Source organism: Sphingomonas sp. GM_Shp_1 (genome assembly GCF_026540895.1).
Taxonomy (GTDB): domain Bacteria; phylum Pseudomonadota; class Alphaproteobacteria; order Sphingomonadales; family Sphingomonadaceae; genus Sphingomonas.
In genome coordinates this window covers 74,973-98,706 of sequence record NZ_JALNUR010000009.1, presented here as the reverse complement: position 1 = coordinate 98,706, position 23,734 = coordinate 74,973, and the positions used below count along the sequence as shown (strand labels likewise).

The following is a 23,734-nucleotide window of genomic DNA, read 5'->3' as shown; positions in this document are numbered from 1 at the left end:
TGGCCTGCCGCGACCAAGCCCTCGCCATCGACCGGCAGCACGGTCAGCGGCCGCCCGGTCGCGTGCGCGGTGTCGAGCACGGCGGCATGTTCGATGGCGGTCGTCACGATCCCGCCGGTCGCGCCCTTGATCGCCCAGTTCAGCGCCTCGGTCGCGCCGCCGGTGAACACCACCCGTCCGCCAGAGGGGAACAGCGCCGCCACCTGATCGCGCGCCACCTCCACCGCCGCGCGCGCCTGCCGCCCGGCGCGGTGGGGGGAATGGGGGTTGGCGTGTCCCTGTTCCAGCCAGGGCAGCATCGCCTTCAGCGCTTCGGGGGCGAGCGGAGTCGTCGCCTGATAATCGAGATAGATCATGCCGCCTCCACCCGCTTGCCCCGCGCGATGGCGCGCCAGGCGACGACGAAGCGGTCGACATCGTCGCGTGTCGTCGTCCGGCCGAAGCTGACCCGCACCACCTCGCGCCCCGCCTCCACGCTCCAGCCGAGCGCGGACAGGACATGGCTGGGCTTCAGGCTGCCGCTGGCACAGGCGCTGCCCGCCGAGACCGAGATTTGCGCGAGGTCGAACTGGATCAACTGCGCCGCGGAGGGCTTGCCGGGCATGTGATAGCTGGCGATGGCGGGATGGCGGCGGCTGGCGTCCGCGACGACGATGCCGCCAGAGCGGCGGATCGCATCGTCCAGGTACGCGCGCAGCTCGGCATGGTCGGGCTCCGGCTCGGCGAGCGCGGCGGCATAGCCCAGTACGCCCGGCATATTCTCCGTGCCGGGGCGATAGCCGCGCTCCTGCCCCCCGGTCGGGGCCAGCAGCGCCAGGTCGCGGACCAGCAGCGCGCCGATCCCCGGCGGCCCGCCCCGCTTGTGCGCCGACAGGGCGACCAGGTCGGCATGGTCGATCACCTCCGGGTCGGCACCCGCAGGCATTTGCGCGGCGTCGACCAGCAGGATGTGGCCGCTGGCATGGATCGCCTCCGCCAGTTGCGCGATGGGCTGGCGAACACCGGTTTCGCTATTGGCCCATTGCACCGTCACGACCGCGCGGGGGCCGCCGAGGTCGGGCAGGCGCAATATGCCATCGGGGCCGACCGGTATGACGATCGCATCGGGGGCGGCGCGCAGCACCGCGTCATGGTCGATGGCTCCGACGAAGCGACGCTCTGCCATCGACCGGGTCAGTGCGATGGACAGGGATTCGCTCGCCCCGCTGGTGAACAGGATGTCGTGCCCCCAGCCGAGCGAGCGGGCGATGCTTCCCCGCGCATCCTCCAGCGCGCGCTTGGCAGCGCGCCCCTCGGCATGGGGGGAGGAGGGGTTGGCCCAGATCGCGCAGCCTTGCGCCAAGGCGGCACGGGCCGCGTCGGTCATCGGAGTCGTCGCGGCATGGTCGAGGTAAAGACGGGACAGGGTTCGTTGCCTAGCTGGAATGATCGAACAATTGCGAAAAGGGGCCTGCCGCCTATATAGCGCAAGGTTCCCGGCGCTCCACCAGCGCGATCCAGATCGGCGAGTTTTGATGCCCGAAGTCATTTTCCCCGGCCCCGAAGGCCGCCTCGAAGGCCGTTTCGCTCCCGCTCCCCGTCCGCGCGCGCCCGTCGCGATGATCCTGCACCCGCATCCCAATGCGGGCGGCACGATGAACAACCGCATCGTCCAGGAACTCTACAAGACCTTTCAGCGGCGCGGTTTCGCCACGCTGCGCTTCAACTTTCGCGGCGTGGGCAAGAGCCAGGGGACGTTCGACAACGGCATCGGCGAACTGTCCGACGCGGCCTCCGCGCTCGACTGGGTGCAGAGCTTCCACCCGGAGGCCTCGACCACCTGGATCGCGGGCGTCAGCTTCGGCGCGTGGATCGGCATGCAGCTGCTGATGCGTCGCCCGGAGATCCGCGGCTTCATCTCGGTCGCGCCGCCGGCCAACATGTACGACTTCACCTTCCTGGCGCCCTGTCCCTCCTCGGGCATCATCATCCAGGGCGAGGCCGACGAGGTCGCGACCCCGGCGGCGACCCAGAAGCTGGTCGACAAGCTGCGCACCCAGAAGCACATCACCATCCATCACGATACCATCCCCAAGGCCAACCACTTTTTCGAGCATGAGATGCCCGAACTGATGGGGTCGGTGGACCGGTATCTGGACATGCGGCTGGACCCGAACTCGCCGATCCGGTGAGGGGGCAAGACCTCGCGATAGCGAAAGGGCCTCGGCGGAAGTCGGGGCCTTTTTCGTGTGTGTGGGTCGCTCAGTCGGCCAATGCCATGTCGATGGCCGCCTGGGCATGCAGCGCGGTCGTATCGAAAATTGGCACCGGGCTGTCGTCGGGGCCGATCAGCAGCATGATCTCGGTGCATCCCAGGATGATCGCTTCGGCGCCCTGTTCGACCAGGCGTTCGATGACCGCCCGGTAGGCGTCGCGGGACGGCGCCAGCACCCGGCCTGCGACCAATTCATCATAGATCACCCCGTGCACCGTTGCGCGGTCGGCGGCATCGGGAATGACGACGTTCAGCCCGTGTCGATCCGCCAGCCGCCCCTTGTAGAAATCCTGCTCCATGGTGAAGGCCGTGCCGAGCAGCCCCACGGTGCGCAGACCCGCCGCCTTGATCCGCTCCGCCGTCGGATCGGCGATGTGCAGCAGGGGAATGCCCGTCGCCGCCTCGATGGCGGGCGCGGTCCGGTGCATGGTATTGGTGCAGATCACCAGGAAATCCGCACCGGCGGCCTCCAGCCTTTGCGCCGCATCGGTCATGCGCGCGGTCAGGCCGGCCCAGTCGCCCTTGTGCTGAAGCGCCTCGATCTCGGCGAAGTTGAAGGACCAGAGCAGGCACGAGGCGGATGCCGTCGGCCCCAGCCGCTCACGAACGCCCTGATTGATGAGGCGATAATATTCGGCCGAGCTTTCCCAGCTCATGCCGCCCACCAATCCTATCGTCCGCATCCGCTTATCCTATGGCTGTCGCGGGCAGGATAAGGAGATGGACCGAACTCACAAGGCGGAATGGAGGATCAGGCGCGCTGCCGCCACGCCCGTCTCATAAGCCCCATGCGCGGTCGAGAAATCTTCCAGCGAACAGGCCTCGCCTACGAAGAACAGGCGGTTGTCGACCGGTTCGGCCAGCGCTTGGCGCGCCTTGGTGTAGCCGACCTTGGCATGGCTGTAACTGCCGCCGATCAGCGGTGCATGCCGCCAGCGTGTTGCGTCCAGTGGGGTAAGCCGCCGTCGCCAGTCGTTGCCGAGCAATCCGACCAACTCGTCGATGGCGAATTGTGCCGCCGCGCCGTCTTCCTCCAGGGCTTCGGCGCAGGGGCCGCCGAAGAAGCTCTCGATAATAGGCCAGCCGAAGGGCGATAGGCGGTGGCTGGCGGTGCAATGGCAATGCGGATTGCCGGTCAGATGCGCATGGGCGGGCCAAGGCAGGGGGCCCTCGACCGACAGGAAGACCTTGTCCGCGATCCCGAGCGGCAGCGCGGCGGCGGCCTCCTGCTTGGCGGGCAAAGGCGGATCGAAGGTGAGTTTGCCTTCCGCCAGCACCGGGGTGGGAACGGCGATAATGACGTGCTCCGCCTCAAGCGTACCCTGGGAGGTTTCGACGCGGATCGTCTTGCCGCGATGGTCGATCCGGCTCGCGGTCACGCCGGTGCGCACCGGCACGTCGCCCGCATGGTTCACGATGACCGTGCCATAGCCTTCGACCACGGCCCAATTGTCGTCGGTGGCGGCGTTCTCATAGGCCGCCCAGTCATGCAGCGACACTTCGGCGAGCGATGCGCCATTGGCATAGCCGGATATGGCGTCGATCATCGGCCGCCACGGATCGTCCGCCGCCACGAAATCAGACAGCGGCCGGTCGCGCCCGTCGAGCGCGGCCATCGCGGCTTCCTCGAACCGGGCATAGGCTTCACCCGAGGCGCGTTTCTCGTCGGGGGGAAAGCCCAGATCGTTCCACTGGACCTGCCAGTTGGGAGAGCGGCGGTCGATGGTGAAGCCCGCCTGCTCGGCAATGGCGGTCCATGGGTTTCGCCTGGCAGAGTGAAGCCAGCCACAGCCATGATCGACGACATGACCCGTAGGAAGGCGCGCACTCCGCGCCCGCCCGCCCAGCCGGTCCGCCGCCTCGATCAGCAGGACATCGCGTCCCGCTTCATGCAGCGTCCGTGCCGCCGCGATCCCGGCCGCGCCGCCGCCGATGACGACGGTGCGGCCGGTCATGCTCAGGCGGCCGCCAGTAACCGCTTTTCACCTGCGATGCGCATCATCGCCTTTTGCAGCTTCTCGAAGGCACGCACCTCGATCTGGCGGACGCGCTCGCGGCTGACGCCGTAGACCTGGCTCAGTTCTTCCAGCGTCTTGGGATCGTCGGTCAGGCGACGCTCGGTCAGGATGTGCTTCTCGCGATCGTTCAGGTCGTCCATCGCGCTGACCAGCATGTCGTGGCGGACATCCGCCTCCTGCTGCTCGGCGACGACACTGTCCTGCAGCGGCGCGTCATCGGCCAGCCAATCCTGCCACTGGCCCTCGCCATCCTCGCGCATCGAGACGTTGAGCGACGTGTCGCCCCCCATCGCCATGCGGCGGTTCATGCTGATGACCTCATCCTCGTTGACGCCCAGATCGGTGGCGATCTTGGTCACGTCCTCGGGGCGCAGGTCGCCATCCTCGAACGCGTCGAGCTTCGACTTCATCCGACGCAGATTGAAGAACAGCTTCTTCTGCGCCGCCGTGGTGCCCATCTTAACGAGGCTCCACGAACGCAGGATATATTCCTGGATCGAGGCGCGGATCCACCACATCGCATAGGTGGCGAGGCGGAAGCCGCGATCCGGCTCGAACTTCTTCACACCCTGCATCAGGCCGATATTGCCCTCGGAGATCAGTTCGGAGGTGGGCAGGCCATAGCCGCGATAACCCATGGCGATCTTGGCCACGAGACGCAGGTGCGAGGTGACGAGCTGCGCCGCCGCCTCGGGATCGCCATGCTCCTGAAAGCGCTTGGCGAGCATATATTCCTGCTCCGGGGCAAGGATCGGGAATTTCTTGATCTCGGCCAGATAGCGGTTGAGCGACTGCTCCCCGCCGAGCGCAGGAATCGTCGCCGGGACGTTGCTGCCTTTTGCCATGATCCTTATCTCCCTTTCTGGAGCGTCATTCCGTTTCGTCCCGTCATCGGGTGCGAGGCGGTCTTCTGCTATACGTGAAGCCGGCTGAACAGTTCCTGCATGTCAGGCGGCATCGGGCTCTCAAACGCCAAAGCGTTGCCACTTATGGGATGAATAAATCCCAGATGCGCCGCGTGCAGGGCTTGGCGCCGGAAATCGAGTGAGTCGAGCAGGGCTTTTTGAGCACCCTTTGTTCTACCATAAACCGGGTCGCCGAGCAAGGCGTGACCCAGCGACTGCATATGCACCCGCACCTGATGGGTGCGCCCCGTCTCCAACCGGCATTCAACCAGCGCGGCGTTGTTCAGCTTTTCGATGGTGCGATAGTGGGTGACGGCACGCTTGCCGCCTTGGACGATCGCGACCTTCTTGCGGTTCTGCGGACTGCGCGCGAGCGGCGCGTCGACCGTGCCGTCGGCCGGGCGGGGGATGCCGCCGGTGATCGCGCGATAGCGGCGGTCGATCGAGTGCGCCGCGAACTGCTTGGCCAGCCCCTCATGAGTGCGGTCGGTCTTGGCCGCGACCATCAGGCCGGACGTGTCCTTGTCGATCCGGTGGACGATGCCGGGCCGCGCGACGCCGCCGATGCCCGACAGCGACCCGCCGCAATGATGCAGCAGCGCGTTGACCAGGGTGCCGTCGAGATTGCCCGCCGCGGGATGCACGACCAGCCCGGCGGGCTTGTCGATGACGATGAGGTGTTCGTCCTCGTAAGCAATGACGAGCGGAATATCCTGCGCCTCGTTATGCGCAGGAATGGGGGCGGGCACGGCGACCTGGAACAGATCGCCTGCGCCCGCACGCTTGGCGGGGTCGCGCGCCATCACGCCGTCGCGCGTCACCGCGCCGCTGGCGATCAGCACCTTCAGCCGTTCGCGCGACAGGGTCGGCACCGCATCGGCCAGCGCGCGGTCCAACCGCCAGCCGTCCGCTGTGGGCGCGATCCGCGCATCGATGATGGAAACCCCCCGGTCCATGGCCTAGTAAATTGGGCATGACCGTAACGATTTCAAGCGACGCGCTGGATTTGATCGACAAAAGCGCCGCCGCCTCGCCCGACCGCGAAATCTGCGGGCTGCTGCTCGGCAAGGGGGATCATATCGCCGCCGCCATGCCCTGCGCCAATGTCGCCGCCGAGCCATGGCACCGGTTCGAGATCGATCCCGCCGCGCTGATCGCCGCGCACCGGGCGGCGAGGGGCGGCGGTCCGGCGGTCATCGGCCATTACCATTCGCACCCGACCGGGCTGGCGGAGCCGTCGCCGCGCGACGCCGCCGATGCGGTGGCGGACGGCTCCATCTGGTTGATCGCGGGCGGGAATGGGGTCACCGCCTGGCGCGCGGTGGCGGCGGGTCGGCGTCATGGGCGGTTCGATCCGCTCGACCTTGCTTGCGTCGATGTGACAGCCGCGCCACAAGGGCCCCATTCGTCGAGGGATTTTGCATGAACGTCAGCCCGGTGGATTTCGCGAGCCTGTTGTGTTCGCGACTGTGCCACGATCTTCTGTCGCCGGTGGGGGCGCTCAACAACGGGCTGGAGTTGCTGGCCGATGAGACCGATCCGGCGATGCGCGAACGCTGCATGGAATTGCTGGCGGACAGCGCGCGCGCCTCGGCCAACAAGCTGAAATTCTTTCGCCTGGCGTTCGGGGCGGGCGGCGGCTTCGCCGACCGGGTCGACATGGGCGAGGCCAAGGCGGCGATCGAGGGGCTGCTGGTCGACAATCGCCGCACGACTTTGGGCTGGCTGGTCGATCAGCCCAGCCTGCCCAAGCCCGCGGTCCGCATTCTGATGAACCTGGCGCTGATCGCGACCGAGGCGCTGGCGCGCGGCGGCACGATCGATATCGGCGCGGAAGCTGGGCGCGAGGCGATCGAGATCGCGATCCGGATCGAGGGGCCGCGCATCTTGCTCGATCCCGAAATCCGCCGGACGCTGATGGAGGGGCAGGGGACCGAGCCACTGGCGTCGCGCACCGCGCCCGCCTTTCTGGTCCATACGCTGACGACCGAGCATGGCGGCATGACCCTGGTCACCGAACCGGCCCCCAACACCATGATCCTGGGCGCGGCGATCCGCGCGGGGTAAACACCCTTTTAATCTTGTAGCGCCATGAGGGAGCGTCATTTTCGCTCCCTCGGGGATTTATGGACGACCTGCTGCAGGAATTCATTGCCGAGACTCGCGAAACGCTGGAGGCGCTCTCCGGCGAGATCGTCGCGTGGGAGGCCGCCCCCGCCGACCGGGCGCGGCTGGATGCGATCTTCCGCTTTGTCCATACCGTGAAGGGAAGCTGCGGCTTTCTCGACCTGCCGCGCCTGGCCCGGCTAAGCCATGCGGCGGAGGATGTGCTGGCCGCCGTGCGCGATGGCGAGCGGGTGCCGGACACCGCGCTGGTCGATGCCGTGCTGGCGATCGTCGACCGGATCGGCGCGATCGTCGAGGCGATCGCGGCGGGCACGCCCCATGACGATTCGGACGATGTCGCGCTGATCGAGGCGCTGTCGCAGAAGACGATCGCACTGGTCGCCCCGGTGGCGCGCGCCGTCGCTGCGCCGCGCATCGCGCCGCGCAGCGTGCGGCTGAACGTCGATCTGCTCGACCGGATGATGAGCGGCATGTCGGACATGGTGCTTGCCCGCAACGAACTGGCGCGGCGGCTTCGCGACGATGTGCTCGACCCGCGCGTCGAGGCGGCGCTGGACCGGCTGTCGCTGACCGTCGCCGACATGCGCGATACCGTGACGCGCAGCCGGATGCAGACCGTCGACGGCCTGTTCTCCGCGCTGCCGCGCATGGTGCGCGACGTGGCGGCGGAACTGGGCAAGGCGGTGGCGCTGCGTATCGACGGCGCGGATGTCGAGCTGGACCGCGAGATGATCGAGATGATGCGCGACCCGATGGTCCATATCATCCGCAACGCGATCGACCATGGCATCGAGCCGCCGGCCGAACGCCGCCGGCTGGGCAAGCCGCCGACCGGCCAGATCCGGGTCAGCGCGCGCCAGTCGGGCAACCAGATCCTGATCGAGGTCGAGGATGACGGCGCCGGGATCGACGTCGCGCGCATCGCGGCCAAGGCGGTGGCGAGCGAACGCCGCACCGCCGCCGAGGTGGCCGCGATGACCCCGGCGGAAAAGCTGAAGCTGATCTTCGAGCCCGGCCTGTCGAGCCGCGACACCGTGTCCGCCACCTCGGGTCGCGGGGTCGGGATGGACGTGGTCCATGCCAATATCGAGCATGTCGGCGGTCGCGTCGCGCTCGACAACCGGCCGGGGCAGGGGCTGACCATCACGGTTCAGGTGCCCCTTACCCTCTCGATCATGTCGACCATCGTCGTGTCGGTCGGCGACCAGCGCTTCGGCATCGCGCGCCAGACGATCGAGGAGATCGTGAAGGTTCGGGGGGATCAGGTGCGGATCGACCCCGTCGGTGACATTCGCATCGCCACGGTGCGTGGGCGTCGCCTGCCCATGCTGCCGCTGGGGCCGTTTCTGGAACTGGGGCAGGGCGATCCGGCGACATTGGTGATCATCGCGACCCGCGACGGCGACTATGCGCTGGGCGTCGACGATGTGCTCGATACCGAGGAAGTGGTGGTGAAGCCCGCCGCGCCCGCCGTGATGGCGACCGGACTCTATGCCGGACAGACCCTGCCCGACAGCGGCCTGCCGATGCTGTTGCTCGACGGCGGCGGACTGGCGCAGGCGGCGGGCTTGCGCTTCCACCGCGCGGCGATCGCCGCCGTCGCCGAGGTCGAGGAGGAAGCGGACGCTCCCGCCCTGTTGTTCGAGGATCTGGACGGCATGCACCGCGCCATTCCGCTGGGCGCGATCGACCGGGTCGAAAAGGTCGCCGCCGATGCCGTGCACCATCTGGGCGGAAGGGTCCGACTGGTGGTGGGCGAGACGACGATCGCGCTTCACCATAGCGACGCGGTCGCCCCGACCGACCTGGCGTCGGGCGGCGAGGTCGAGGTGATCCGCCTGACCGATGGCGAGACCGAATGCGCCTATGCGATTCGCGGCGCGCTGGAGATCATTCAACTGCCCGCCGAGATCGCCCCCGCCGCCGGTACGGGGCCGATATTGGGGATCGCGGTGTGCGATGGGCGACCGATCGAGATCCTCGATCCGCTCGCGCTATTCCTCGACACCGCACCCGTCGGGGAGGGGGCGCGTTCGCCGCTCTGCCTGCTCGATGGGGCGGGGGCGGCGTGGATGGATCGGTTCCTGCGCCCGGTGCTGGAGGCGAACGGCTATCGCTGCGTCCTGCAACCGCCCAAGGACGAAGCGCCCGCCGTGCGACTGATGATGGAGGACGATGCGGCGCCGGGCGAGGCTTCGGGGGCGCCCGTGGTCCGGTTGCGGCGGGAGCGGGACATGGCCGCCGACCCCGACAGTATCTATCGTTACGACCGCTCCGCGCTGATCGCGGCGGTGGCGGGCCATGCCCGACGTGGAGATGGCCGATGACCCTGTTCCTGATCGCCAGCATCGCCGGGCAGGGTGTCGTCTTCGACGCCGATCAGGTCGACTCGGTGGTCGATATCGGCGATGTCGTGGCGGTGCCCCGCGCTGAGCCCTCCGTCCGGGGGCTGACCGCGCTGCGCAGCCGGGTCGTCACGGTGGTCGACACCCGGCGCGCGCTGGGGCTGGAGCCGATGCCGCCGCATGTCCGCCGCGCGGTCATCACCCGGCAGGACGGCCATTATTACGCGATGCTGGTCGACGCGCTGGAGGATATCGAGACGTTCGAGACCAGCCCGATGCCGCATGCCCCGCCCGGCGGCGGCGCCTGGTCGCGCGCGGCGAACGGCATGGTCGTGCGCGAGGGCGAGCCGTTGCTGATCCTCGACCTGTCACGGCTGGTCCCGCATCCCACGCCCATCCTGGCATAGCGGATTAACCCACCTGTTACCTTTCGATCGCTATCAACATCGCCTGGGTCCCGGCTGGACCGCAGTAGTAGCAAGGCGTGCCGCATGAAAACCTGTCTCGTGGTCGATGACTCCAAGGTGATCCGAAAGGTTGCCCGGCACATATTGGAAACGCTGGACCTTCAGGTGCGCGAGGCCGGGGACGGTCGCGAGGCGCTGGAGGCGTGCCTGGAATCGGTGCCCGACGTCATCCTGCTCGACTGGAACATGCCGGTGATGAGCGGCATGGATTTCCTGCGCGCCCTGCGCGAGGCCAATCTGCCGCAGCGTCCGCGCATCGTCTTCTGCACGACCGAAAACGGTATGGCGCATATCCGCGCGGCGATCGATGCCGGGGCGGACGAATATATCATGAAGCCGTTCGACCGCGACACGCTGGAAAGCAAGCTCCAGCTCGTCGGCATGATCTGACCCCGGCGAATTCGATGGCGCCTGGGGATCATAGCGGCATGGTGCCGCCCGCCGCGCCAGGGGCCTTCCCCCTCATCGAGCGTGCGGGGCCGACGCGCATCCTGATCGTCGACGATTCCGCCGTCGCGCGCGCCCTGATCGCCCGTCAGATCGAGCCGCACGCCCGGTTCGCGGTGGTCGGCGCGGTCAGCCATGTCGACGCCGCGCTCGCCTTTCTGGCGTCCGATCGCGCCGATATCATCCTGCTCGACGTCGCGATGCCGGGGATGGACGGGATCACCGCCTTGCCCAGCCTGTTGGCGGCGGGGCAGGGGGCGCGAATCATCATCGTATCCTCCTCCACCCCGACCGGTGGCGCGGCGGCGGTGCAGGCGCTGGCGCACGGCGCGGCCGACACACTGGTCAAGCCCCGGCCGCAGGGGCTGTCCGACTTCGCCCAGGCTTTGCTCCACAAGCTCGATGCGTTGGCGCTGTCCGATGAGCGTGCCGCGCCACTGCCCAGCGTACCGTTGCTGCCCATCGGTCATGCCCGGCCGGAGATCATCGCGATCGGCGCGTCGACCGGCGGTATCCATGCGCTGGCGCAATTGCTGGCGCCGCTTCCCGCCACGATGACGGTGCCGATCGTCGTGACGCAGCATCTCCCGGCCTCGTTCATGCCCTTTTTCGCGGCGCAACTGACCGCCGTCGCGCGCCGTCCCTGCGACGTGGCGGAGGACCGGATGCGCGTGCGGCCGGGCCGGATCATCGTCGCACCGGGCGATGCGCACATCACCTTCATCCCGCTGGCCGATGGCGGCGCCGCTATCCGCTTGCGACACGACCGGGCGAGCAGCGGCTGCCTGCCCTCGGTCGATCCGATGTTCGCCTCCATCGCGGAGGTCTGGGGAACCCGCGCCTGGGGGATCGTCCTGACGGGCATGGGGCGCGACGGCATGGAAGGGGCGCGCGTGTTGAAGGCGGCAGGGGGTACGATCATCGCACAGGACCGTGACAGTTCGGTCGTCTGGGGCATGCCGGGGGCGGTCGTGTCCAACGATCTGGCCGACTTCATCATGCCGCCCGGTGCGATCGGCACGATGATCATCACCGGGGCGATGGCCTGACCATGCCGGCTGTTCTCTGCCCTCCCGCCCTTGCCGAGCGTTCCGCGACGCACCCCGCCGCATCCGGACAGGCGCTGGCCGTGCTGGCCGCCCTGTTGGAGGCGCGGACCGGGCAGCAGATCGTCAGCCATCGCTCCACGCGGGTCGATACGGTGTTGCTGCCGCTGATGCGCGAACGGCATTTCGATACGCTCGACCAACTGGTCTCCGCCGTACTCGACGGCCGGGATCCCTCGCTGGCGGGCCGCGTGGTCGATGCGCTGGTCAATGGCGAGACGTCCTTCTTCCGCGACCCGCAGGTGTTCGATCATGTCCTGGCGATCGTCGCGGAGGTGGAGCGCACCGGCCGGCGACCCCGTATCTGGAGCGCGGGCTGCTCGTCGGGGCAGGAGCCGCTGTCGATCGCGATGCTCTTTGCCGAACGTCACCAGGCATCGGGCATGGCGGTGCCCGAAATCGTCGCGACCGACGTATCCGAAGCGGCGCTGGCCCGGGCGCGGAGCGGCTGCTTCACCCAGTTCGAGGTGCAGCGCGGCCTGCCGATCCGCCAGATGGTCCACTGGTTCGAGGGGCGGCCCGGCAATGAATGGGTCGTCCGGCCCGAATTGCTGCGCCATATCAGCTTTCGCCAGATGAACCTGGCGTCCGACCCCGCGCCGGGCGGCCCGTTCGATCTGGTGCTGTGCCGAAACGTCATGCTCTATCTCGCCCCCGAGCCCAAGCGGCGCGCCTTCCAGACCATCGCCGATGCGATGCGCCCCTCCGCCGGATTGATCCTGGGCGCGGGCGAGACGGTGATCGGCCAGACCGACCTGTTCCAACTCGCTCCCGTCGGGCGCGGGGTGTATGAGAAATGTGTCGCGGACGATCCCCTTCGCCGCGCATGAGGGCGTATCCTTGCGACCGCGATGCCGCTAACAGGGGCGGCGAACGGAGGTCGTTCAGGAGGTTGCATGACGATCGTCGAAACGCCGTCACCCAATTTCGACGCGCGAACCCTGCCCATCACGATGATCGTATTGCACTATACGGGAATGCAGGATGCCGAGTCCGCCATCGCGCGGCTATGCGACCCGGAGGCCAAGGTATCCTGCCACTATCTCGTCACCGAGGACGGCACCGTCCTGCGCCTGGTCGATGAGGAGAACCGGGCCTGGCATGCCGGACGCTCGCACTGGCGTTCGATCGAGGATGTGAATTCGGCGAGCATCGGGATCGAGATCGTCAATCCCGGCCATGACTGGGGCTATCGTCCCTTTCCCGACGAACAGATCGCGGCGGTGATGGAACTGGTCGCCGACATCCAGAAGCGCCATGGCATCACGCGCGGCAATATCGTCGGCCATTCCGATATCGCCCCCGCCCGCAAGCGCGACCCGGGCGAGCTGTTCCCCTGGGGCGCGCTGGCCCGGCGACGTCTGGCCCTGCCGCGCCCGACCAAGAATCTGATGGACCCGATGTGGACCGAGGCGGGCTTCTGCCTGGCGCTGGAGCGGTTCGGCTATGACGTGACCGACCGGATGGCGGCGATCATGGCGTTCCAGCGGCGCTTCCGCCCCGAACTGATCGATGGCGAGATCGATGCGGAGTGCCGGATGATCCTGCTGGCCTTGTTGTTGCCGCGTCCGCAGGGGGATGATTGAGGGGAGGGCGGGGCGTAGGCTTCGACTTCGCTCAGCCTGAACGGAGCGAGGAGCCGGATACTGAAATCCGTTCAGCCTGAGCGAAGTCGAAGGCCACGCCCCAACCGCCCCAACCGTCCGAACCCCACAAACCCCTTGCCCTCCCCAGCAATCCGTCTACATCGCCCAGCAGTCAGAGGGCCGGGCGGCCGCGGCCTCGGGAAACCGGGGGCGAGGAAAGTCCGGGCTCCACGGAACGACGGTGCCGGGTAACGCCCGGCGGGGGTGACCCCAGGGACAGTGCCACAGAGAGCAGACGGCCACGGCTTCGGCCAGGTCAGGGTGAAAGGGTGCGGTAAAAGCGCACCGCGGTCCCGGTAACGGGAACGGCATGGCAAACCCCACCGGGAGCAAGACCGAATAGGGATGGCATGGCGCTGCCAAGCGTCGGGGCGTGTTCCCGCCCGCCATCCGGGTTGGTTGCTTGAGGCGATGTGCGAGCATCGTCCTAGAAGAATGGTCGCCCATCCGGCTTTGGCCGGTGGACAGAACCCGGCTTACAGGCCCTCTGGCTGATGACCGTCCCGCCGACCGGCGGCGACGGGGCGATAACGGATCACTGACCGGTGATAAGCTGCCCCCAGTCCGGCAGATATGCCCTTCTTTTCCCTCGCCCCTCTCTGAGGGGAGAGGGTTGCGCAGACTTGGTCTTTGCGAAAGCAAAGGCTTAGTCGGAGCTGGGTGAGGGGTGTGCGCTCGAAGAGCGCGCGAGCCTGTGGCTCGCTCGACCCCTCACCCAAGCTGCGCTAGCCAGCAGGCTGGCAAGCTCCGCTAACCCTCTCCCCTATCCAGGGGAGAGGGAAAAAGGAGTAGCATGAATGTCGATCCGACTGAGGCCAGATCAAAGTCCATCGAGTCAAGCATACAAGTGAGGACGCCGACGGTTCTTTGCGCGCAGAGGCGCGGAGGACGCAGAGGAATCATGTTCGCGCGGCAGCGCGCTTTACCAGAGCAGGATGACATGGAGTCGACCCGAGCCGAGCCCCTCCCCTTCAGGGGAGGGGTTGGGGTGGGGCATCTCCGCAGGCACCGCGTTTGTGGAAGCGCCCCACCCCCGGCCCCTCCCCTGAAGGGGAGGGGTGGATCAACCTGATGTCATCCCGCTCTAAGCGTCGGATGACAAAAAGGACTGCCGCTGCCTCAAGCACACCATCTCTGCGCCCTCCGCGCCTCCGCGCGAACATATTCATCACGCGAAGATGAATGCCGACCCGCCCTAGACCAGCACCTTGTCCGGCCGCGCCAGTCCGTCGAGATCGGTGGTCGCATCGATCTCCAGCAGGGTTTTGATATGCCCGTCGCGAATGTCGTAGACCCAGCCGTGCAGCCATAGTTCGCGCTTTTCCGCGAACGCCTTCTGGATGGTATCCAGCCGGGCGAGGTGGCGGAGCTGTTCCATGACGTTCACCTCGACCAGCCGGTTGACCTTGGCGGCCTGATCCGGCTGGGCGTCGATCTCGTCCTGATGGCGGTGCAGCACGTCGCGGGCATTGGTCAGCCACCGGTCGAGCGGTCCTTCCGTCCCGCCCTCCAGCGTCGCCAACACCCCGCCACAACCATGATGGCCGCACAGGATGACATGGCGGACCTTCAGCACGTCGACCGCATATTGCACGACCGACAACAGGTTCAGGTCGTCGTCATGGACCAGGTTGGCGATGTTGCGATGCAGGAACATGCCGCCCGGCGGGGTCATGGTCAGCTGCTCGGGCGTCACCCGGCTGTCGGAACAGCCGATCCACAGGAAATCGGGCTTCTGCCCCGCCGTCTGGCGCTGGAAGAAGTCGGCCTTCTCCTCGAGGAGTTCGGTCGCCCAGGCCTTATTGGCGAGCAGGAGCTGCTTATATTCCCTCATGCGTAGCGCACTCCGGTCGATGGGGCATTGATGAGGGGGGCGGTCCGCTCGGCGATATCGCCGCGCACGATCACGGTGATCCCGCGGAAATCGGCACCCTTGATGAAGGCATTGATGATGTCGACATTGTCCAGATCGACATAGGAGGTGGAGGACAGGTCGATCAGCAGATTGGAATTGTCCGGCACCTTGGCCAATGATTTCTGCAGCTCATATTTGTGGATGAAGTACAGGTTGCGCCGCGCCCGGATCAGGCAATCCTCGCCATCGCAGGCGAAGGTCAGCGCGGGGCGGAAGTTGCGCGCCACCACGAAGACGAAGCCGACGACCAGCCCGACCACGATCCCGATCAGCAGGTCGGTGCGCAGGATCGCCAGGATGGTGACGATGAACGGGATGAACTGGCTCCAACCCTGCTTGTAGCGCTCGGCGAACAGCTTGGGCTTGCACAGCTTGTAGCCGGTGGCGATCAGCACGGCGGCCAGTGCGGCCAGCGGAATCTGGTTCAGCACCACCGGGATCAGCGCGACCGACAGCAGCAGCCAGGTGGCGTGCAGCATGGTCGACAGCTTGCTCTCCGCGCCCGCATCGACATTGGCCGAGGAGCGGACGATGACCGAGGTGACGGGCAGGCCGCCGAGCAGACCCGAGACGATGTTGCCGCCGCCCTGCGCCATCAACTCCCGGTTCTTGTCGGTGGTGCGGCGGCGCGGGTCGAGTTCGTCGACCGCCTTGACGCTGAGCAGCGATTCCAGGCTGGCGACGATGGCGAGCGTGATCGCCGTGGTCCACACCGCGCCCATGCCGATCGCCGAGAAGTCGGGAAGCTGGAACTGGCCGATGAACTCGGACGGGCTGCCGGCCACCGGCACCTGGACCAGATGGCTGCCCACCAGTTGCCACTCGGGCCGGATGGCGCCCAGGATCATGTTGCCGACCACGCCGATCACGACGACGACCAGCGGGCCGGGCAGCAGGCGCAACGGGCCCTGCTTGGGCTTGGCATGATCCCACCAGAACAGGAAGGCGAGCGAGATCGCGCCGATCAGCACTGCGCCGGGCGCGATATCCTGGCTGACGCTGGACCAAAGGTCGGTGAAGGTGTTGCCGCCCGCCCGGCTGGCATATTCGAAGCTGCCCTCGAAATCGCCGTCATAGCCGATGGCGTGCGGAATCTGCTTCAGGATCAGGATCAGCCCGATGGCCGCCAGCATGCCGGTGATGACCGAGGAGGGCACGAACTCGGCCAGCACGCCCGCGCGGGTGAAGGAGAAGGCGAGCTGGAGGACGCCCGCCAGCGTCACCGCCAGCAGGAACACCTGAAAACTGGGCAGCCGCTCGATCGCCTCGAACACGATGACGGTCAGGCCCGCGGCGGGCCCGGCGACCGACAATGGCGACTTGGACAGGAAACCGACGACCAGGCCGCCCGCGATCCCGGCGATCATGCCCGCGAAGGGCGGGGCGCCCGATGCGACCGCGACGCCCAGACATAGCGGCAAGGCGACCAGCGCCACCACGATCGAGGCCGGCACATCCGCTCTTGCGGTGGCGAGGAAGGAACGACTTTGGGCCATGGCAGCTCCTGACTGCTCTCTTGTCCGCATATGTCCGCAACGGACATGACTATATGATGACGTATAATTCATGACTTAGGTGCTGGCGACCGGTCAAGCGTTTCCATCGGCCATTTCGGCGGTCGATGATGGAAAGCATTCGCCTGGATGCTTGCGCCTGCGCGCAAGTCGCTTAAATCGAGCGGCGTGGCGCGTTCTACTACCCGATCCAATGACTGGGGCTTTCCTCGCTGGCGCAGCTATGGCGCGGCGCGGGAGGCCAAGCCCGTGCGCATCTGCGACCGGCATGGCTGCGACCAGCCCGGCAATTGCCCGGCCCCCAAATCGCCCAACAGCCCCGACCGCTGGTATTTCTGCGAGACCCACGCCGCCGAATATAATCGCGGCTGGGATTATTTTCAGGGCCTGAGCGCAGAGGAAGCCGCCGCGCGCGAGGCGTCGGAGCGGCGCACCAGCGCCGGTTATGCCCAGTCCAAGCATCAGGCCTGGGCGGGGCCGGGCGACGGCACCCGCTCGCGCGACGAGATGCGTGCGCTCGACGCGCTGGGGCTGGAGCCGGATGCCGAGTTCGACTTGATCCGCGCGACCTGGCGGGGGCTGGCCAAGGCGAACCATCCCGACATCCGCCCCAACGACCCCGAAGCGGCGACCAAGTTCCAGCAGGTTCAGGCGGCCTATGAAGTCCTGCGCGCCGCCGAGGAACGGCGGAGCTGGAAACCCGAATGATCCGCCGCGCCAAGGCGGAATGGGAAGCGACGGTCCTGGTCTGCGGCAAATGCTCGAAGAAGGTGGGCGGCGGGTTCGGGCCGAAGGGCAAGACCTCGCTGGCCAAGGCGCTCAGGCGGATGTTCGGCAAGGGGCGCAAGGCGTCGGTCGGGGTGATCGAGACGAAATGCCTGGGGCTGTGCCCGAAGAATGCGGTGACTCTGGTGGATGGGCGACGGCCGGGGGAATGGCTGGTCGTGACGCCGGATGAGGATGTCGAGGCGATCGCCGCGCGGTTGGGGCGGGGGTGATGATCTTATAGGTGGGGCTCGGTGAAACCCCGAGCCCTCCCCCATCCCCTCCCGCCTGCGGGAGGGGAGCGGCCAGAGGCGGGCGGTATGGCTATTCAGATTCGGTCAGCCAACCGGGACAGCGTTCGATCGACGAAACCCGTCCTCTCCACCAACCACACCCCTCCCGCAGGCGGGAGGGGATGGGGGAGGGCAAAGGGGTCTCACCGAGACCCAACCCACAAATCAATACCGCCCCGCCGTCTCCCGAATCAGCGCGATCATATTCGGAATCCCCTGCGTCCGGTTCGAGCTCAACTGGTTCTTCAGATCGAAGGGCGCGAGTTCGCCCTCGATATCGGTCGCTAGGATCTCGGCCGGTGTCTTGTCCTGCACCGTCTTCAGGACCAGCGCTATGATCCCCTTGGTGATCGCCGCATTCGAGTCCGCAAGGAAGTGCAGCCCTTCGCCATCCCCCTTGGTCGGATAGACCCAGACCGACGCCGAACACCCGCGCACCAAAGTCGCATCGGTCTTCAGCGCCTCGGGCATCGGCTCCAGCGCGCGGCCGAGGTCGATCAGCAGGCGATAGCGATCGTCGGCGTCGAGAAATTCATATTCGTCGCGGATTTCGGCAAGGTCGGACATGGGCCCCGCGCTACCGTTGTTCGCGCGCCACGACAACCGGTCAGTCCTTGAGCAGCGCGTCCACCGATCCGCCGTTGCGCGCCAGTTCGGCGCCGACGCGGCGGCGGCCTTCATAATAGGTCAGCACCGGCGCGGTCGGATCGAGCCTGCGGATCAGCGCCTCGTCGCCGGGGTGGATGCTGGTCTCGCCCGCGACATAGTCGGGATAGCCTTCGCGCTTCCAGGCGGGCAGGCGAAGGGCCGCCCATTCGCCGATATGGTCGGCGACCAGCCGATGGGTCGTCTCATGCGCGATGGTGCCCGACAGCGTGCGCACCCCGCCCAGCGGCGCGCCGTTGGTCACCCGGTCCGCCGCGACCGAACTGCGGTTGAAGATCAGCGCATGGGCGAAGGGGCGGCGAAAGGCGATCGCGTTCCGCGCGCCGATCGACAGCACGTCCCAGCGCCAGCCGCCATCGGTCAGCACCACCTGCCGTGACAGTCCCGTCCGGTAGAGCGGGCTCGTCGCCAGCAGTCCGTCGGCGCGGGCCAGCACCCGGCCCATCGCTGCCCGGTCGATCGGCTGCTCGGACAACACCGTGGTCGACCCGAAATCGGCGCGATAGGGAAAGGCGAGTGCGGCGGGGACATGCACCACCCCGGCGATGACGACCGCGCCGCCACAGGCGATCCGGGCCGTCCATCGGCGAAGGCGGGCGAAGCGCGCCATGGTTACAGGTCCACCCCGGCGGCGATGGCTTCGAGCTTGCGGATGCGCTCCTTCAGATCGGCCATTTCGATCCGCGCCGCCGCCGACGTGGCGGGCGGGTAGGGCATGTCGTGGCTGCGGTCATATTCGCGGCTTTTCAGCTGCAACCATCCGCGCCACCCCGCCAGGCCGGCGGTGACGATCATCGCCAGGCCGGCCAGGCCGGCGGTCGCGATGACGATATAGAGATTGGTGTCGGTCATGATCCGGGCTCCCTGTCCGTATCAATGGTTGGCTTAACGGTCGCGCAGACGCTCGATCTCGCGGTCGAGGTCGATGCTCTTGTGCTGGTCGGTGATGACGCGCTCCAGCACCTGGATGCGGTCCTTCAACTGCTGAACCTCGGCGCGCAGCGCCTGGGTGTCGCGGCTGCCCTCGCCACGCAGATGCTCGATCATGTCGAGGCCGGGCGAGCGGCGATGCTTCGCCTTGAAGATGCTGGCGATCATGACGATCGCGACGATCATGACGACCATGAACTGTCCGCCGGACATAGCGGTAACTCCCCTCTAGAATCTCGTGTCAGTGCTCGATGCGGGCGGGCGCTTCGCCCGGCACACGCAGGCTGTCGATTTCGTCGCTGAGCGCCAGGCCGCGATCGGTGATGATCCGCTCCAGCACCCGGACCCGCTGCTCCAGCCGCTCGGTCTGGGCAGCATATTGCGCCGCCTTTTCCGCGACCATCGAGGCTTCGGTGGCCAGCCGCTTTTCGCGGTAAGCGAACCAGGGCCGGACGAAGACGCCGCCGATGATCGCGACCAGGCCGCAGCTGATGCCCATGATCGGGATCAGAAGAGCGATATTGTTCATCCTATCTCTCCGGGATCAGCGATTGCGCAGCGCGTCGATTTCGCGCGCGGTCCGCTCGGCGGGGTCGGTGGCGATGCGCTCGAGCACCGCGATCCGCTCTTCCAGTCGAGAGACCTGGCCGACCAGCTTCTGGTTCTCGGCGGTCAGCAGTTCGACCTTGCGGGCCTCGGCGACGTCGCCCTTGACGACCATGCCGCCCCATTCATTTTCCAGGCTGTAGCCGTGCTTCGCACGGATCCAGGTGGTGATCACCCAACCGATCGTCGACATCGCGATGATCGCCAGGACAAAACCGGGTCCTCCCCAAGACATGGTCCTTACTCCCCTTCAGATTTATGTCGGCCGGGCGATCAGCGCAGGCTGTCGATCTCGTCGGCCAGTTGGCGGTTGCGGCTGGTATAATGCAGCTCGATATCGGCGAGGCGACGGTCGAGATCGCGGAACTTCGAGCGGACCTCGGCGGTCGAGCGGCGCGGGTTGCTGCGTACGCCCTGCCAGAATTTGGCGTCCTCGTCCGACTGATACAGGTCGATCGGCTTGGCATTGGCCATCCAGGCGATCAGCATATAGGCGACCGGGATCCAGGGCATGCCGACCCCGGTGATGGTCAGCAGGACCGCGGCGACGCGGACCCACATCACATCGACGCCGGTATAGTCGGCGATGCCGGAGCAGACGCCCTTGAACTTGGCATTCTGCTTGTCGAGGTAGAAATTGGTGCGGCTGGCGGTCATCTCAATTCCTCCGATCGAGGCTGTAGTCGGTTCGGGACAAGCGGCTCTCGGGGCGACCTTCCGGGCGCCATTCGGGCTGCGACAGGCCGGGTTTGAAGTCGGGATTGTCGGCGGCGACGATCCGTTCGACCGTGTTCACCCGGTCCTCCAGGCGGCGGGCGAGCAGGTGAAGCTCGTCGAGCAACTGCTCGTCCTCATGGGTGATCTTGGGCGCCTGCTTCCATTTGGTGACATAGTGCAGGATCAGCCAGGGCAGGGCGATGAACAGCGTGGTGATCGCGATGCCGGGGGTGATGATATCCTCCATCTCACTCCCCCTTGTTCAGGCGCGCCTTGAGCGCGGCGAGTTCGGCATCGACCCGGTCGGACGCACGCAGTTCGGCGATCTCGTCTTCCAGCGTCTTGGGATTGGCACCCAGGCCCAGCGCTTCCGCGCGGCCCTCGGCCTCGTCCACCTTGCGCTCCAGCATGTCGAAGCGGCTGAACGCGTCGTGGGTCTTCGGGCCGTTCCACATCTCGCGCAGGCGATAGCGGTTGTTGGCGCTTTCCAGACGGGTCTGGACCGCATTCTGCTTGGTCCGCGCCTCGCGCAGCTTGTTCTGCAGCTTGGCGATGTCCTCTTCCGAGGCGCGTAGCGCATCGTCGAGCACCTGGACTTCGGCCTTCAACTGGTCGGCCATGTCGGCGGCCTTCTGGCGCTCGATCAGCGCGGCCTTGGCCAGGTCCTCGCGGTCCTTCGACAGCGCCAGCTCGGCCTTTTCGGTCCAGCTGTCCTGCAACTGGTCCAGCTTGGCGATGTGGCGGCGGATTTCCTTCTGGTCGGCGATCGTGCGGGCGGCGGAGGCGCGCACCTCGACAAGCGTCTCCTCCATTTCGAGGATGATCATGCGGATCATCTTCGCGGGGTCTTCCGCCTTGTCCAGCAGGTCGGCGAAATTGGCGGCGACGATGTCGCGGGTGCGGGAGAAAATGCCCATCGGATACTCCTTGATGGCGGCTATTCGGGGATTATGCGACCGGAGCCTCGATCGCTGCAACCGGGGCCGCGGTGGTGGCGACATGCGCGGGGGCGAGGGCGCCCATCAGGCAGGTGGCGCTCATCACGACGGTGCAGGCGATGGCGGCGATCTGGCGGGTCAGGTTGGTGGCGAACATGGTGAAAACTCCCTGAATTTTATGTTTCGGTCCGCTCATCGGCGGGATGCCGGAAGCCTTGCAGGAGGCGTGCCAATTCAAAAAATCCAGCAAATACAGTGATTTGTGAAATAGTTGCGGTGGGCGAACGATTGCGCCCTTGCCAAGCCTTGGGAAAATCCGCCACCTGTTGGGAATGGAGCGGACGAGTCAGGTCATCGGCCAGTCAGGGGCCTTTCTGGACACGCTGGAACGCGCCAGCCGTGCGGCCGCGCTCGACCGGCCCGTGCTGGTCATCGGCGAGCGGGGGACCGGCAAGGAACTGGTCGCCGAACGCCTCCACCGGTTGAGCGCGCGGTGGGACCAGCCGCTGGTCATCATGAATTGCGCGGCACTTCCCGAAACGCTGATCGAGGCGGAGCTGTTCGGCCATGAGGCGGGCGCGTTTACTGGCGCGACCAAGGCGCGGGCGGGGCGGTTCGAGGAAGCTAATGGCGGGACCTTGTTCCTTGACGAGCTGGGCACGCTGTCGATGGCGGCGCAGGATCGGCTGCTTCGCGCGGTCGAATATGGCGAGGTGACGCGGATCGGCTCGTCACGTCCGCTGCGTGTCGATGTCCGCATCGTCGCGGCGACCAACGAGCATCTGCCCGACAAGGTCGCGGCGCACCAATTCCGCGCCGACCTGCTCGACCGGCTGTGTTTCGAGGTGGTGACGCTGCCGCCGCTGCGGGCGCGCAAGAGCGACATCATGCTGCTGGCCAATCATTTCGGGCGGCGCATGGCGGCGGAGATCGGGTGGCAGGACTGGCCCGGCTTCGGCCCCGCCGCGACCGATGCGTTGATGGAGCATCGCTGGCCCGGCAATGTCCGCGAATTGCGCAACGTGGTCGAGCGCGCGGTCTATCGCTGGGACCGGGAAGGGCCGGTGGACAGCATCGAGATCGACCCCTTCCGCTCGCCCTATCGCCCGCAAGGCCAGTCGCCCGCCGCCGCGAAAAGCGAACAGCCGGGCGCAGCCTCATCAGCGTCCGAGCCGACGCATGACGGCGATGAGGTCGCGGCCTGCGACGTCGGGCCGTCCGATTTCAAGTCGCGCGTCGCCCGGTTCGAGCGCGAACTGCTGACCAAGGCGCTGGCCGAGAACCGCTTCAACCAGCGGACGACCGCCGAGGCGCTGGGGCTGAGCTATGACCAGCTTCGTCACGCGCTTCGCCGCCACGATCTGATCGGAACGGTTGCGTAACCGCGTTCGGGGAGCCATTTGGGGCGTCCGGCGTTGCCACAGGCAAACCCCAAAGGAGCAATTACGATGGCTTTCGAACTGCCGCCCCTTCCGTACGACTATGACGCGCTGGAGCCGGTCATCTCCAAGGAGACGATGACCTTCCACCACGACAAGCATCATGCGGCCTATACCAACAAGCTGAACGAAGCGGTCGAGGCGGATGCCTCGCTCCAGGGCAAGTCGATCGAGGATATCCTGGCCAATATCTCGTCGGCCCCGGCGGTCGTCCGCAACAATGGCGGCGGTTTCTGGAACCATGACTTCTTCTGGAAGATCATGACCAAGCCCGGCACGACCCAGCCCTCGGGCAAGCTGGCCGAAGCCATTGAGGCGTTCGGCGGTCTCGACAAGCTGAAGGACGAGTTCAACACCAAGGGCGCGGGCCAGTTCGGTTCCGGCTGGGCCTGGGTGATCGCGGATGCCGAGGGCAAGCTGAAGGTCACTTCGACCCCGAACCAGGACAACCCCCTGATGGACGTCGTCGCCGACAAGGGCACGCCGATCCTGGGTAACGACGTGTGGGAGCACGCCTATTACTTGACCTATATGAACGACCGTCCGGGCTATCTGAAGGCCTGGTGGGACGTGGTGAACTGGGACGAGGCCGGTCGCCGGTACGAGGCGGCGGTCGCGTAACTTCGCGCTGATCCG

At 66.8% G+C, this 23,734-nt stretch carries 31 protein-coding genes and 1 other RNA gene; 14 read left to right on the top strand and 18 right to left on the bottom strand.

Annotated elements, in window-relative coordinates; all coding sequences use genetic code 11:
• Window positions 1-356, bottom strand: a 356-nt coding sequence (locus OXQ33_RS07195; protein WP_267434007.1) for an aminotransferase class V-fold PLP-dependent enzyme, incomplete at its 3' end; no start/stop codon positions are given.
• A complete protein-coding gene (locus OXQ33_RS07190) occupies window positions 353-1,405 on the bottom strand; it encodes an aminotransferase class V-fold PLP-dependent enzyme (RefSeq protein WP_267434012.1) in 1,053 nt (350 codons plus the stop codon). The genes OXQ33_RS07190 and OXQ33_RS07195, both read right to left, overlap by 4 nt.
• 109 nt (window positions 1,406-1,514) lie before the next feature.
• Here OXQ33_RS07190 and OXQ33_RS07185 point away from each other — a divergent pair, with 109 nt between their 5' ends.
• The gene (locus OXQ33_RS07185) at window positions 1,515-2,171 is read left to right on the top strand and encodes an alpha/beta hydrolase (RefSeq protein WP_007404127.1); all 657 of its coding nucleotides are present in this window, start codon (window positions 1,515-1,517) and stop codon (window positions 2,169-2,171) included.
• Between the two features lie 70 nt (window positions 2,172-2,241).
• On the opposite strand, the gene OXQ33_RS07180 is transcribed toward OXQ33_RS07185, so the two are convergent.
• The 4 genes from OXQ33_RS07180 to OXQ33_RS07165 all read right to left on the bottom strand — a co-directional run bounded on the left by OXQ33_RS07180 (window position 2,242) and on the right by OXQ33_RS07165 (window position 6,133).
• Window positions 2,242-2,937 carry an aspartate/glutamate racemase family protein gene (locus OXQ33_RS07180; protein WP_267434006.1) on the bottom strand — a complete coding sequence of 232 codons (696 nt, stop codon included), beginning with the start codon at window positions 2,935-2,937 and terminating at the stop codon, window positions 2,242-2,244.
• Between the two features lie 48 nt (window positions 2,938-2,985).
• Window positions 2,986-4,209, bottom strand: a complete 1,224-nt coding sequence (locus OXQ33_RS07175) for an NAD(P)/FAD-dependent oxidoreductase (RefSeq protein WP_267434005.1) — start codon at window positions 4,207-4,209, stop codon at window positions 2,986-2,988.
• 2 nt (window positions 4,210-4,211) lie between these two features.
• Complete coding sequence (rpoH, locus tag OXQ33_RS07170; protein ID WP_007404166.1) at window positions 4,212-5,117, bottom strand: RNA polymerase sigma factor RpoH; 906 nt, start codon at window positions 5,115-5,117, stop codon at window positions 4,212-4,214.
• Between the two features lie 68 nt (window positions 5,118-5,185).
• Entirely contained in the window at window positions 5,186-6,133 is a 948-nt protein-coding gene (locus OXQ33_RS07165) for an RluA family pseudouridine synthase (protein WP_267434004.1), read from the bottom strand.
• Window positions 6,134-6,150: 17 nt separating this feature from the next.
• Between OXQ33_RS07165 and OXQ33_RS07160 the strand changes: the two genes are divergently transcribed.
• The 9 genes from OXQ33_RS07160 (at window position 6,151) to rnpB (ending at window position 13,810) form a co-directional block, all read left to right on the top strand.
• The gene (locus OXQ33_RS07160; RefSeq protein WP_267434003.1) at window positions 6,151-6,603 is read left to right on the top strand and encodes a M67 family metallopeptidase; all 453 of its coding nucleotides are present in this window, start codon (window positions 6,151-6,153) and stop codon (window positions 6,601-6,603) included.
• On the top strand, window positions 6,600-7,244 hold the full coding sequence (locus tag OXQ33_RS07155) for a histidine phosphotransferase family protein (protein WP_267434002.1): 645 nt from the start codon (window positions 6,600-6,602) through the stop codon (window positions 7,242-7,244). Before OXQ33_RS07160 ends, OXQ33_RS07155 begins: the two co-directional genes overlap by 4 nt.
• A 59-nt stretch (window positions 7,245-7,303) precedes the next feature.
• Complete coding sequence (locus OXQ33_RS07150) at window positions 7,304-9,631, top strand: ATP-binding protein (protein ID WP_267434001.1); 2,328 nt, start codon at window positions 7,304-7,306, stop codon at window positions 9,629-9,631.
• Entirely contained in the window at window positions 9,628-10,056 is a 429-nt protein-coding gene (locus OXQ33_RS07145; RefSeq protein WP_267434000.1) for a chemotaxis protein CheW, read from the top strand. The genes OXQ33_RS07150 and OXQ33_RS07145 overlap by 4 nt, the downstream gene beginning before the upstream one ends.
• An 84-nt stretch (window positions 10,057-10,140) precedes the next feature.
• Complete coding sequence (locus OXQ33_RS07140) at window positions 10,141-10,506, top strand: response regulator (RefSeq protein WP_230481507.1); 366 nt, start codon at window positions 10,141-10,143, stop codon at window positions 10,504-10,506.
• 14 nt (window positions 10,507-10,520) lie between these two features.
• Window positions 10,521-11,612 carry a chemotaxis-specific protein-glutamate methyltransferase CheB gene (gene cheB / locus OXQ33_RS07135; RefSeq protein WP_346015345.1) on the top strand — a complete coding sequence of 364 codons (1,092 nt, stop codon included), beginning with the start codon at window positions 10,521-10,523 and terminating at the stop codon, window positions 11,610-11,612.
• Between the two features lie 2 nt (window positions 11,613-11,614).
• Window positions 11,615-12,499: a protein-glutamate O-methyltransferase CheR gene (locus OXQ33_RS07130; protein ID WP_267433999.1), complete on the top strand. Its 885-nt coding sequence runs from the start codon at window positions 11,615-11,617 to the stop codon at window positions 12,497-12,499.
• 66 nt (window positions 12,500-12,565) lie between these two features.
• Complete coding sequence (locus OXQ33_RS07125; RefSeq protein WP_267433998.1) at window positions 12,566-13,255, top strand: N-acetylmuramoyl-L-alanine amidase; 690 nt, start codon at window positions 12,566-12,568, stop codon at window positions 13,253-13,255.
• A 172-nt stretch (window positions 13,256-13,427) separates the two neighbouring features.
• Window positions 13,428-13,810: RNase P RNA component class A (gene rnpB, locus OXQ33_RS07120), an RNA gene on the top strand.
• Window positions 13,811-14,510: 700 nt separating this feature from the next.
• Here rnpB and OXQ33_RS07115 read toward each other — a convergent pair.
• Window positions 14,511-15,149: a carbonic anhydrase gene (locus OXQ33_RS07115; protein WP_267433997.1), complete on the bottom strand. Its 639-nt coding sequence runs from the start codon at window positions 15,147-15,149 to the stop codon at window positions 14,511-14,513.
• Entirely contained in the window at window positions 15,146-16,726 is a 1,581-nt protein-coding gene (locus OXQ33_RS07110; RefSeq protein WP_267433996.1) for a SulP family inorganic anion transporter, read from the bottom strand. Before OXQ33_RS07110 ends, OXQ33_RS07115 begins: the two co-directional genes overlap by 4 nt.
• Window positions 16,727-16,912: 186 nt before the next feature.
• Between OXQ33_RS07110 and OXQ33_RS07105 the strand changes: the two genes are divergently transcribed.
• Both OXQ33_RS07105 and OXQ33_RS07100 read left to right on the top strand, forming a co-directional pair.
• Entirely contained in the window at window positions 16,913-17,452 is a 540-nt protein-coding gene (locus OXQ33_RS07105; RefSeq protein WP_267433995.1) for a J domain-containing protein, read from the top strand.
• On the top strand, window positions 17,449-17,742 hold the full coding sequence (locus tag OXQ33_RS07100) for a (2Fe-2S) ferredoxin domain-containing protein (protein WP_267433994.1): 294 nt from the start codon (window positions 17,449-17,451) through the stop codon (window positions 17,740-17,742). The genes OXQ33_RS07105 and OXQ33_RS07100 overlap by 4 nt, the downstream gene beginning before the upstream one ends.
• Window positions 17,743-17,967: 225 nt before the next feature.
• Here OXQ33_RS07100 and OXQ33_RS07095 read toward each other — a convergent pair whose 3' ends face one another.
• Genes OXQ33_RS07095 through OXQ33_RS07050 form a run of 10 tightly spaced genes read right to left on the bottom strand, consistent with a single transcriptional unit; the run spans window position 17,968 to window position 21,816 of the window.
• Entirely contained in the window at window positions 17,968-18,369 is a 402-nt protein-coding gene (locus OXQ33_RS07095) for a SufE family protein (protein WP_267433993.1), read from the bottom strand.
• A gap of 40 nt (window positions 18,370-18,409) precedes the next feature.
• Entirely contained in the window at window positions 18,410-19,078 is a 669-nt protein-coding gene (locus tag OXQ33_RS07090; protein WP_267433992.1) for a hypothetical protein, read from the bottom strand.
• A gap of 2 nt (window positions 19,079-19,080) precedes the next feature.
• Window positions 19,081-19,320: a hypothetical protein gene (locus tag OXQ33_RS07085; protein ID WP_267433991.1), complete on the bottom strand. Its 240-nt coding sequence runs from the start codon at window positions 19,318-19,320 to the stop codon at window positions 19,081-19,083.
• A 33-nt stretch (window positions 19,321-19,353) separates the two neighbouring features.
• Window positions 19,354-19,611, bottom strand: a complete 258-nt coding sequence (locus OXQ33_RS07080; RefSeq protein ID WP_267433990.1) for a hypothetical protein — start codon at window positions 19,609-19,611, stop codon at window positions 19,354-19,356.
• 28 nt (window positions 19,612-19,639) lie between these two features.
• Complete coding sequence (locus tag OXQ33_RS07075) at window positions 19,640-19,927, bottom strand: hypothetical protein (RefSeq protein WP_267433989.1); 288 nt, start codon at window positions 19,925-19,927, stop codon at window positions 19,640-19,642.
• A gap of 15 nt (window positions 19,928-19,942) precedes the next feature.
• A complete protein-coding gene (locus OXQ33_RS07070) occupies window positions 19,943-20,239 on the bottom strand; it encodes a hypothetical protein (RefSeq protein WP_267433988.1) in 297 nt (98 codons plus the stop codon).
• Between the two features lie 38 nt (window positions 20,240-20,277).
• Complete coding sequence (gene pspC, locus OXQ33_RS07065) at window positions 20,278-20,661, bottom strand: envelope stress response membrane protein PspC (RefSeq protein WP_267433987.1); 384 nt, start codon at window positions 20,659-20,661, stop codon at window positions 20,278-20,280.
• Between the two features lies 1 nt (window position 20,662).
• Window positions 20,663-20,968, bottom strand: a complete 306-nt coding sequence (gene pspB / locus OXQ33_RS07060) for an envelope stress response membrane protein PspB (RefSeq protein ID WP_267433986.1) — start codon at window positions 20,966-20,968, stop codon at window positions 20,663-20,665.
• Between the two features lies 1 nt (window position 20,969).
• Window positions 20,970-21,638: a phage shock protein PspA gene (pspA, locus tag OXQ33_RS07055; protein WP_267433985.1), complete on the bottom strand. Its 669-nt coding sequence runs from the start codon at window positions 21,636-21,638 to the stop codon at window positions 20,970-20,972.
• Between the two features lie 31 nt (window positions 21,639-21,669).
• Window positions 21,670-21,816, bottom strand: coding sequence for a hypothetical protein (locus tag OXQ33_RS07050; protein WP_267433984.1), 147 nt, complete (start codon window positions 21,814-21,816; stop codon window positions 21,670-21,672).
• A 175-nt stretch (window positions 21,817-21,991) separates the two neighbouring features.
• On the opposite strand from OXQ33_RS07050, the gene pspF reads away from it, so the two are divergent.
• Window positions 21,992-23,041: a phage shock protein operon transcriptional activator gene (gene pspF, locus OXQ33_RS07045; protein ID WP_267433983.1), complete on the top strand. Its 1,050-nt coding sequence runs from the start codon at window positions 21,992-21,994 to the stop codon at window positions 23,039-23,041.
• Window positions 23,042-23,107: 66 nt separating this feature from the next.
• Window positions 23,108-23,719, top strand: a complete 612-nt coding sequence (locus tag OXQ33_RS07040; protein ID WP_267433982.1) for a superoxide dismutase — start codon at window positions 23,108-23,110, stop codon at window positions 23,717-23,719.
• The last annotated feature ends 15 nt before the right edge of the window (window positions 23,720-23,734 follow it).

Bases quoted from the DNA above. Each gene is read 5' to 3' on its own strand.
- OXQ33_RS07075 (WP_267433989.1), bottom strand. From the start codon at position 19,927: ATGAACAATATCGCTCTTCTGATCCCGATCATGGGCATCAGCTGCGGC.
- OXQ33_RS07150 (WP_267434001.1), top strand. From the start codon at position 7,304: ATGGACGACCTGCTGCAGGAATTCATTGCCGAGACTCGCGAAACGCTG.
- OXQ33_RS07115 (WP_267433997.1), bottom strand. From the start codon at position 15,149: ATGAGGGAATATAAGCAGCTCCTGCTCGCCAATAAGGCCTGGGCGACC.
- pspB (WP_267433986.1), bottom strand. From the start codon at position 20,968: ATGGAGGATATCATCACCCCCGGCATCGCGATCACCACGCTGTTCATC.
- OXQ33_RS07130 (WP_267433999.1), top strand. From the start codon at position 11,615: ATGCCGGCTGTTCTCTGCCCTCCCGCCCTTGCCGAGCGTTCCGCGACG.
- OXQ33_RS07165 (WP_267434004.1), bottom strand. From the start codon at position 6,133: ATGGACCGGGGGGTTTCCATCATCGATGCGCGGATCGCGCCCACAGCG.
- rpoH (WP_007404166.1), bottom strand. From the start codon at position 5,117: ATGGCAAAAGGCAGCAACGTCCCGGCGACGATTCCTGCGCTCGGCGGG.
- OXQ33_RS07125 (WP_267433998.1), top strand. From the start codon at position 12,566: ATGACGATCGTCGAAACGCCGTCACCCAATTTCGACGCGCGAACCCTG.
- OXQ33_RS07070 (WP_267433988.1), bottom strand. From the start codon at position 20,239: ATGTCTTGGGGAGGACCCGGTTTTGTCCTGGCGATCATCGCGATGTCG.
- OXQ33_RS07050 (WP_267433984.1), bottom strand. From the start codon at position 21,816: ATGTTCGCCACCAACCTGACCCGCCAGATCGCCGCCATCGCCTGCACC.
- OXQ33_RS07145 (WP_267434000.1), top strand. From the start codon at position 9,628: ATGACCCTGTTCCTGATCGCCAGCATCGCCGGGCAGGGTGTCGTCTTC.
- cheB (WP_346015345.1), top strand. From the start codon at position 10,521: ATGGCGCCTGGGGATCATAGCGGCATGGTGCCGCCCGCCGCGCCAGGG.
- pspF (WP_267433983.1), top strand. From the start codon at position 21,992: ATGGAGCGGACGAGTCAGGTCATCGGCCAGTCAGGGGCCTTTCTGGAC.
- OXQ33_RS07090 (WP_267433992.1), bottom strand. From the start codon at position 19,078: ATGGCGCGCTTCGCCCGCCTTCGCCGATGGACGGCCCGGATCGCCTGT.
- OXQ33_RS07080 (WP_267433990.1), bottom strand. From the start codon at position 19,611: ATGTCCGGCGGACAGTTCATGGTCGTCATGATCGTCGCGATCGTCATG.
- OXQ33_RS07155 (WP_267434002.1), top strand. From the start codon at position 6,600: ATGAACGTCAGCCCGGTGGATTTCGCGAGCCTGTTGTGTTCGCGACTG.
- OXQ33_RS07185 (WP_007404127.1), top strand. From the start codon at position 1,515: ATGCCCGAAGTCATTTTCCCCGGCCCCGAAGGCCGCCTCGAAGGCCGT.
- OXQ33_RS07095 (WP_267433993.1), bottom strand. From the start codon at position 18,369: ATGTCCGACCTTGCCGAAATCCGCGACGAATATGAATTTCTCGACGCC.
- pspA (WP_267433985.1), bottom strand. From the start codon at position 21,638: ATGGGCATTTTCTCCCGCACCCGCGACATCGTCGCCGCCAATTTCGCC.
- OXQ33_RS07040 (WP_267433982.1), top strand. From the start codon at position 23,108: ATGGCTTTCGAACTGCCGCCCCTTCCGTACGACTATGACGCGCTGGAG.
- OXQ33_RS07100 (WP_267433994.1), top strand. From the start codon at position 17,449: ATGATCCGCCGCGCCAAGGCGGAATGGGAAGCGACGGTCCTGGTCTGC.
- OXQ33_RS07110 (WP_267433996.1), bottom strand. From the start codon at position 16,726: ATGGCCCAAAGTCGTTCCTTCCTCGCCACCGCAAGAGCGGATGTGCCG.
- OXQ33_RS07140 (WP_230481507.1), top strand. From the start codon at position 10,141: ATGAAAACCTGTCTCGTGGTCGATGACTCCAAGGTGATCCGAAAGGTT.
- OXQ33_RS07175 (WP_267434005.1), bottom strand. From the start codon at position 4,209: ATGACCGGCCGCACCGTCGTCATCGGCGGCGGCGCGGCCGGGATCGCG.
- pspC (WP_267433987.1), bottom strand. From the start codon at position 20,661: ATGACCGCCAGCCGCACCAATTTCTACCTCGACAAGCAGAATGCCAAG.
- OXQ33_RS07180 (WP_267434006.1), bottom strand. From the start codon at position 2,937: ATGCGGACGATAGGATTGGTGGGCGGCATGAGCTGGGAAAGCTCGGCC.
- OXQ33_RS07085 (WP_267433991.1), bottom strand. From the start codon at position 19,320: ATGACCGACACCAATCTCTATATCGTCATCGCGACCGCCGGCCTGGCC.
- OXQ33_RS07160 (WP_267434003.1), top strand. From the start codon at position 6,151: ATGACCGTAACGATTTCAAGCGACGCGCTGGATTTGATCGACAAAAGC.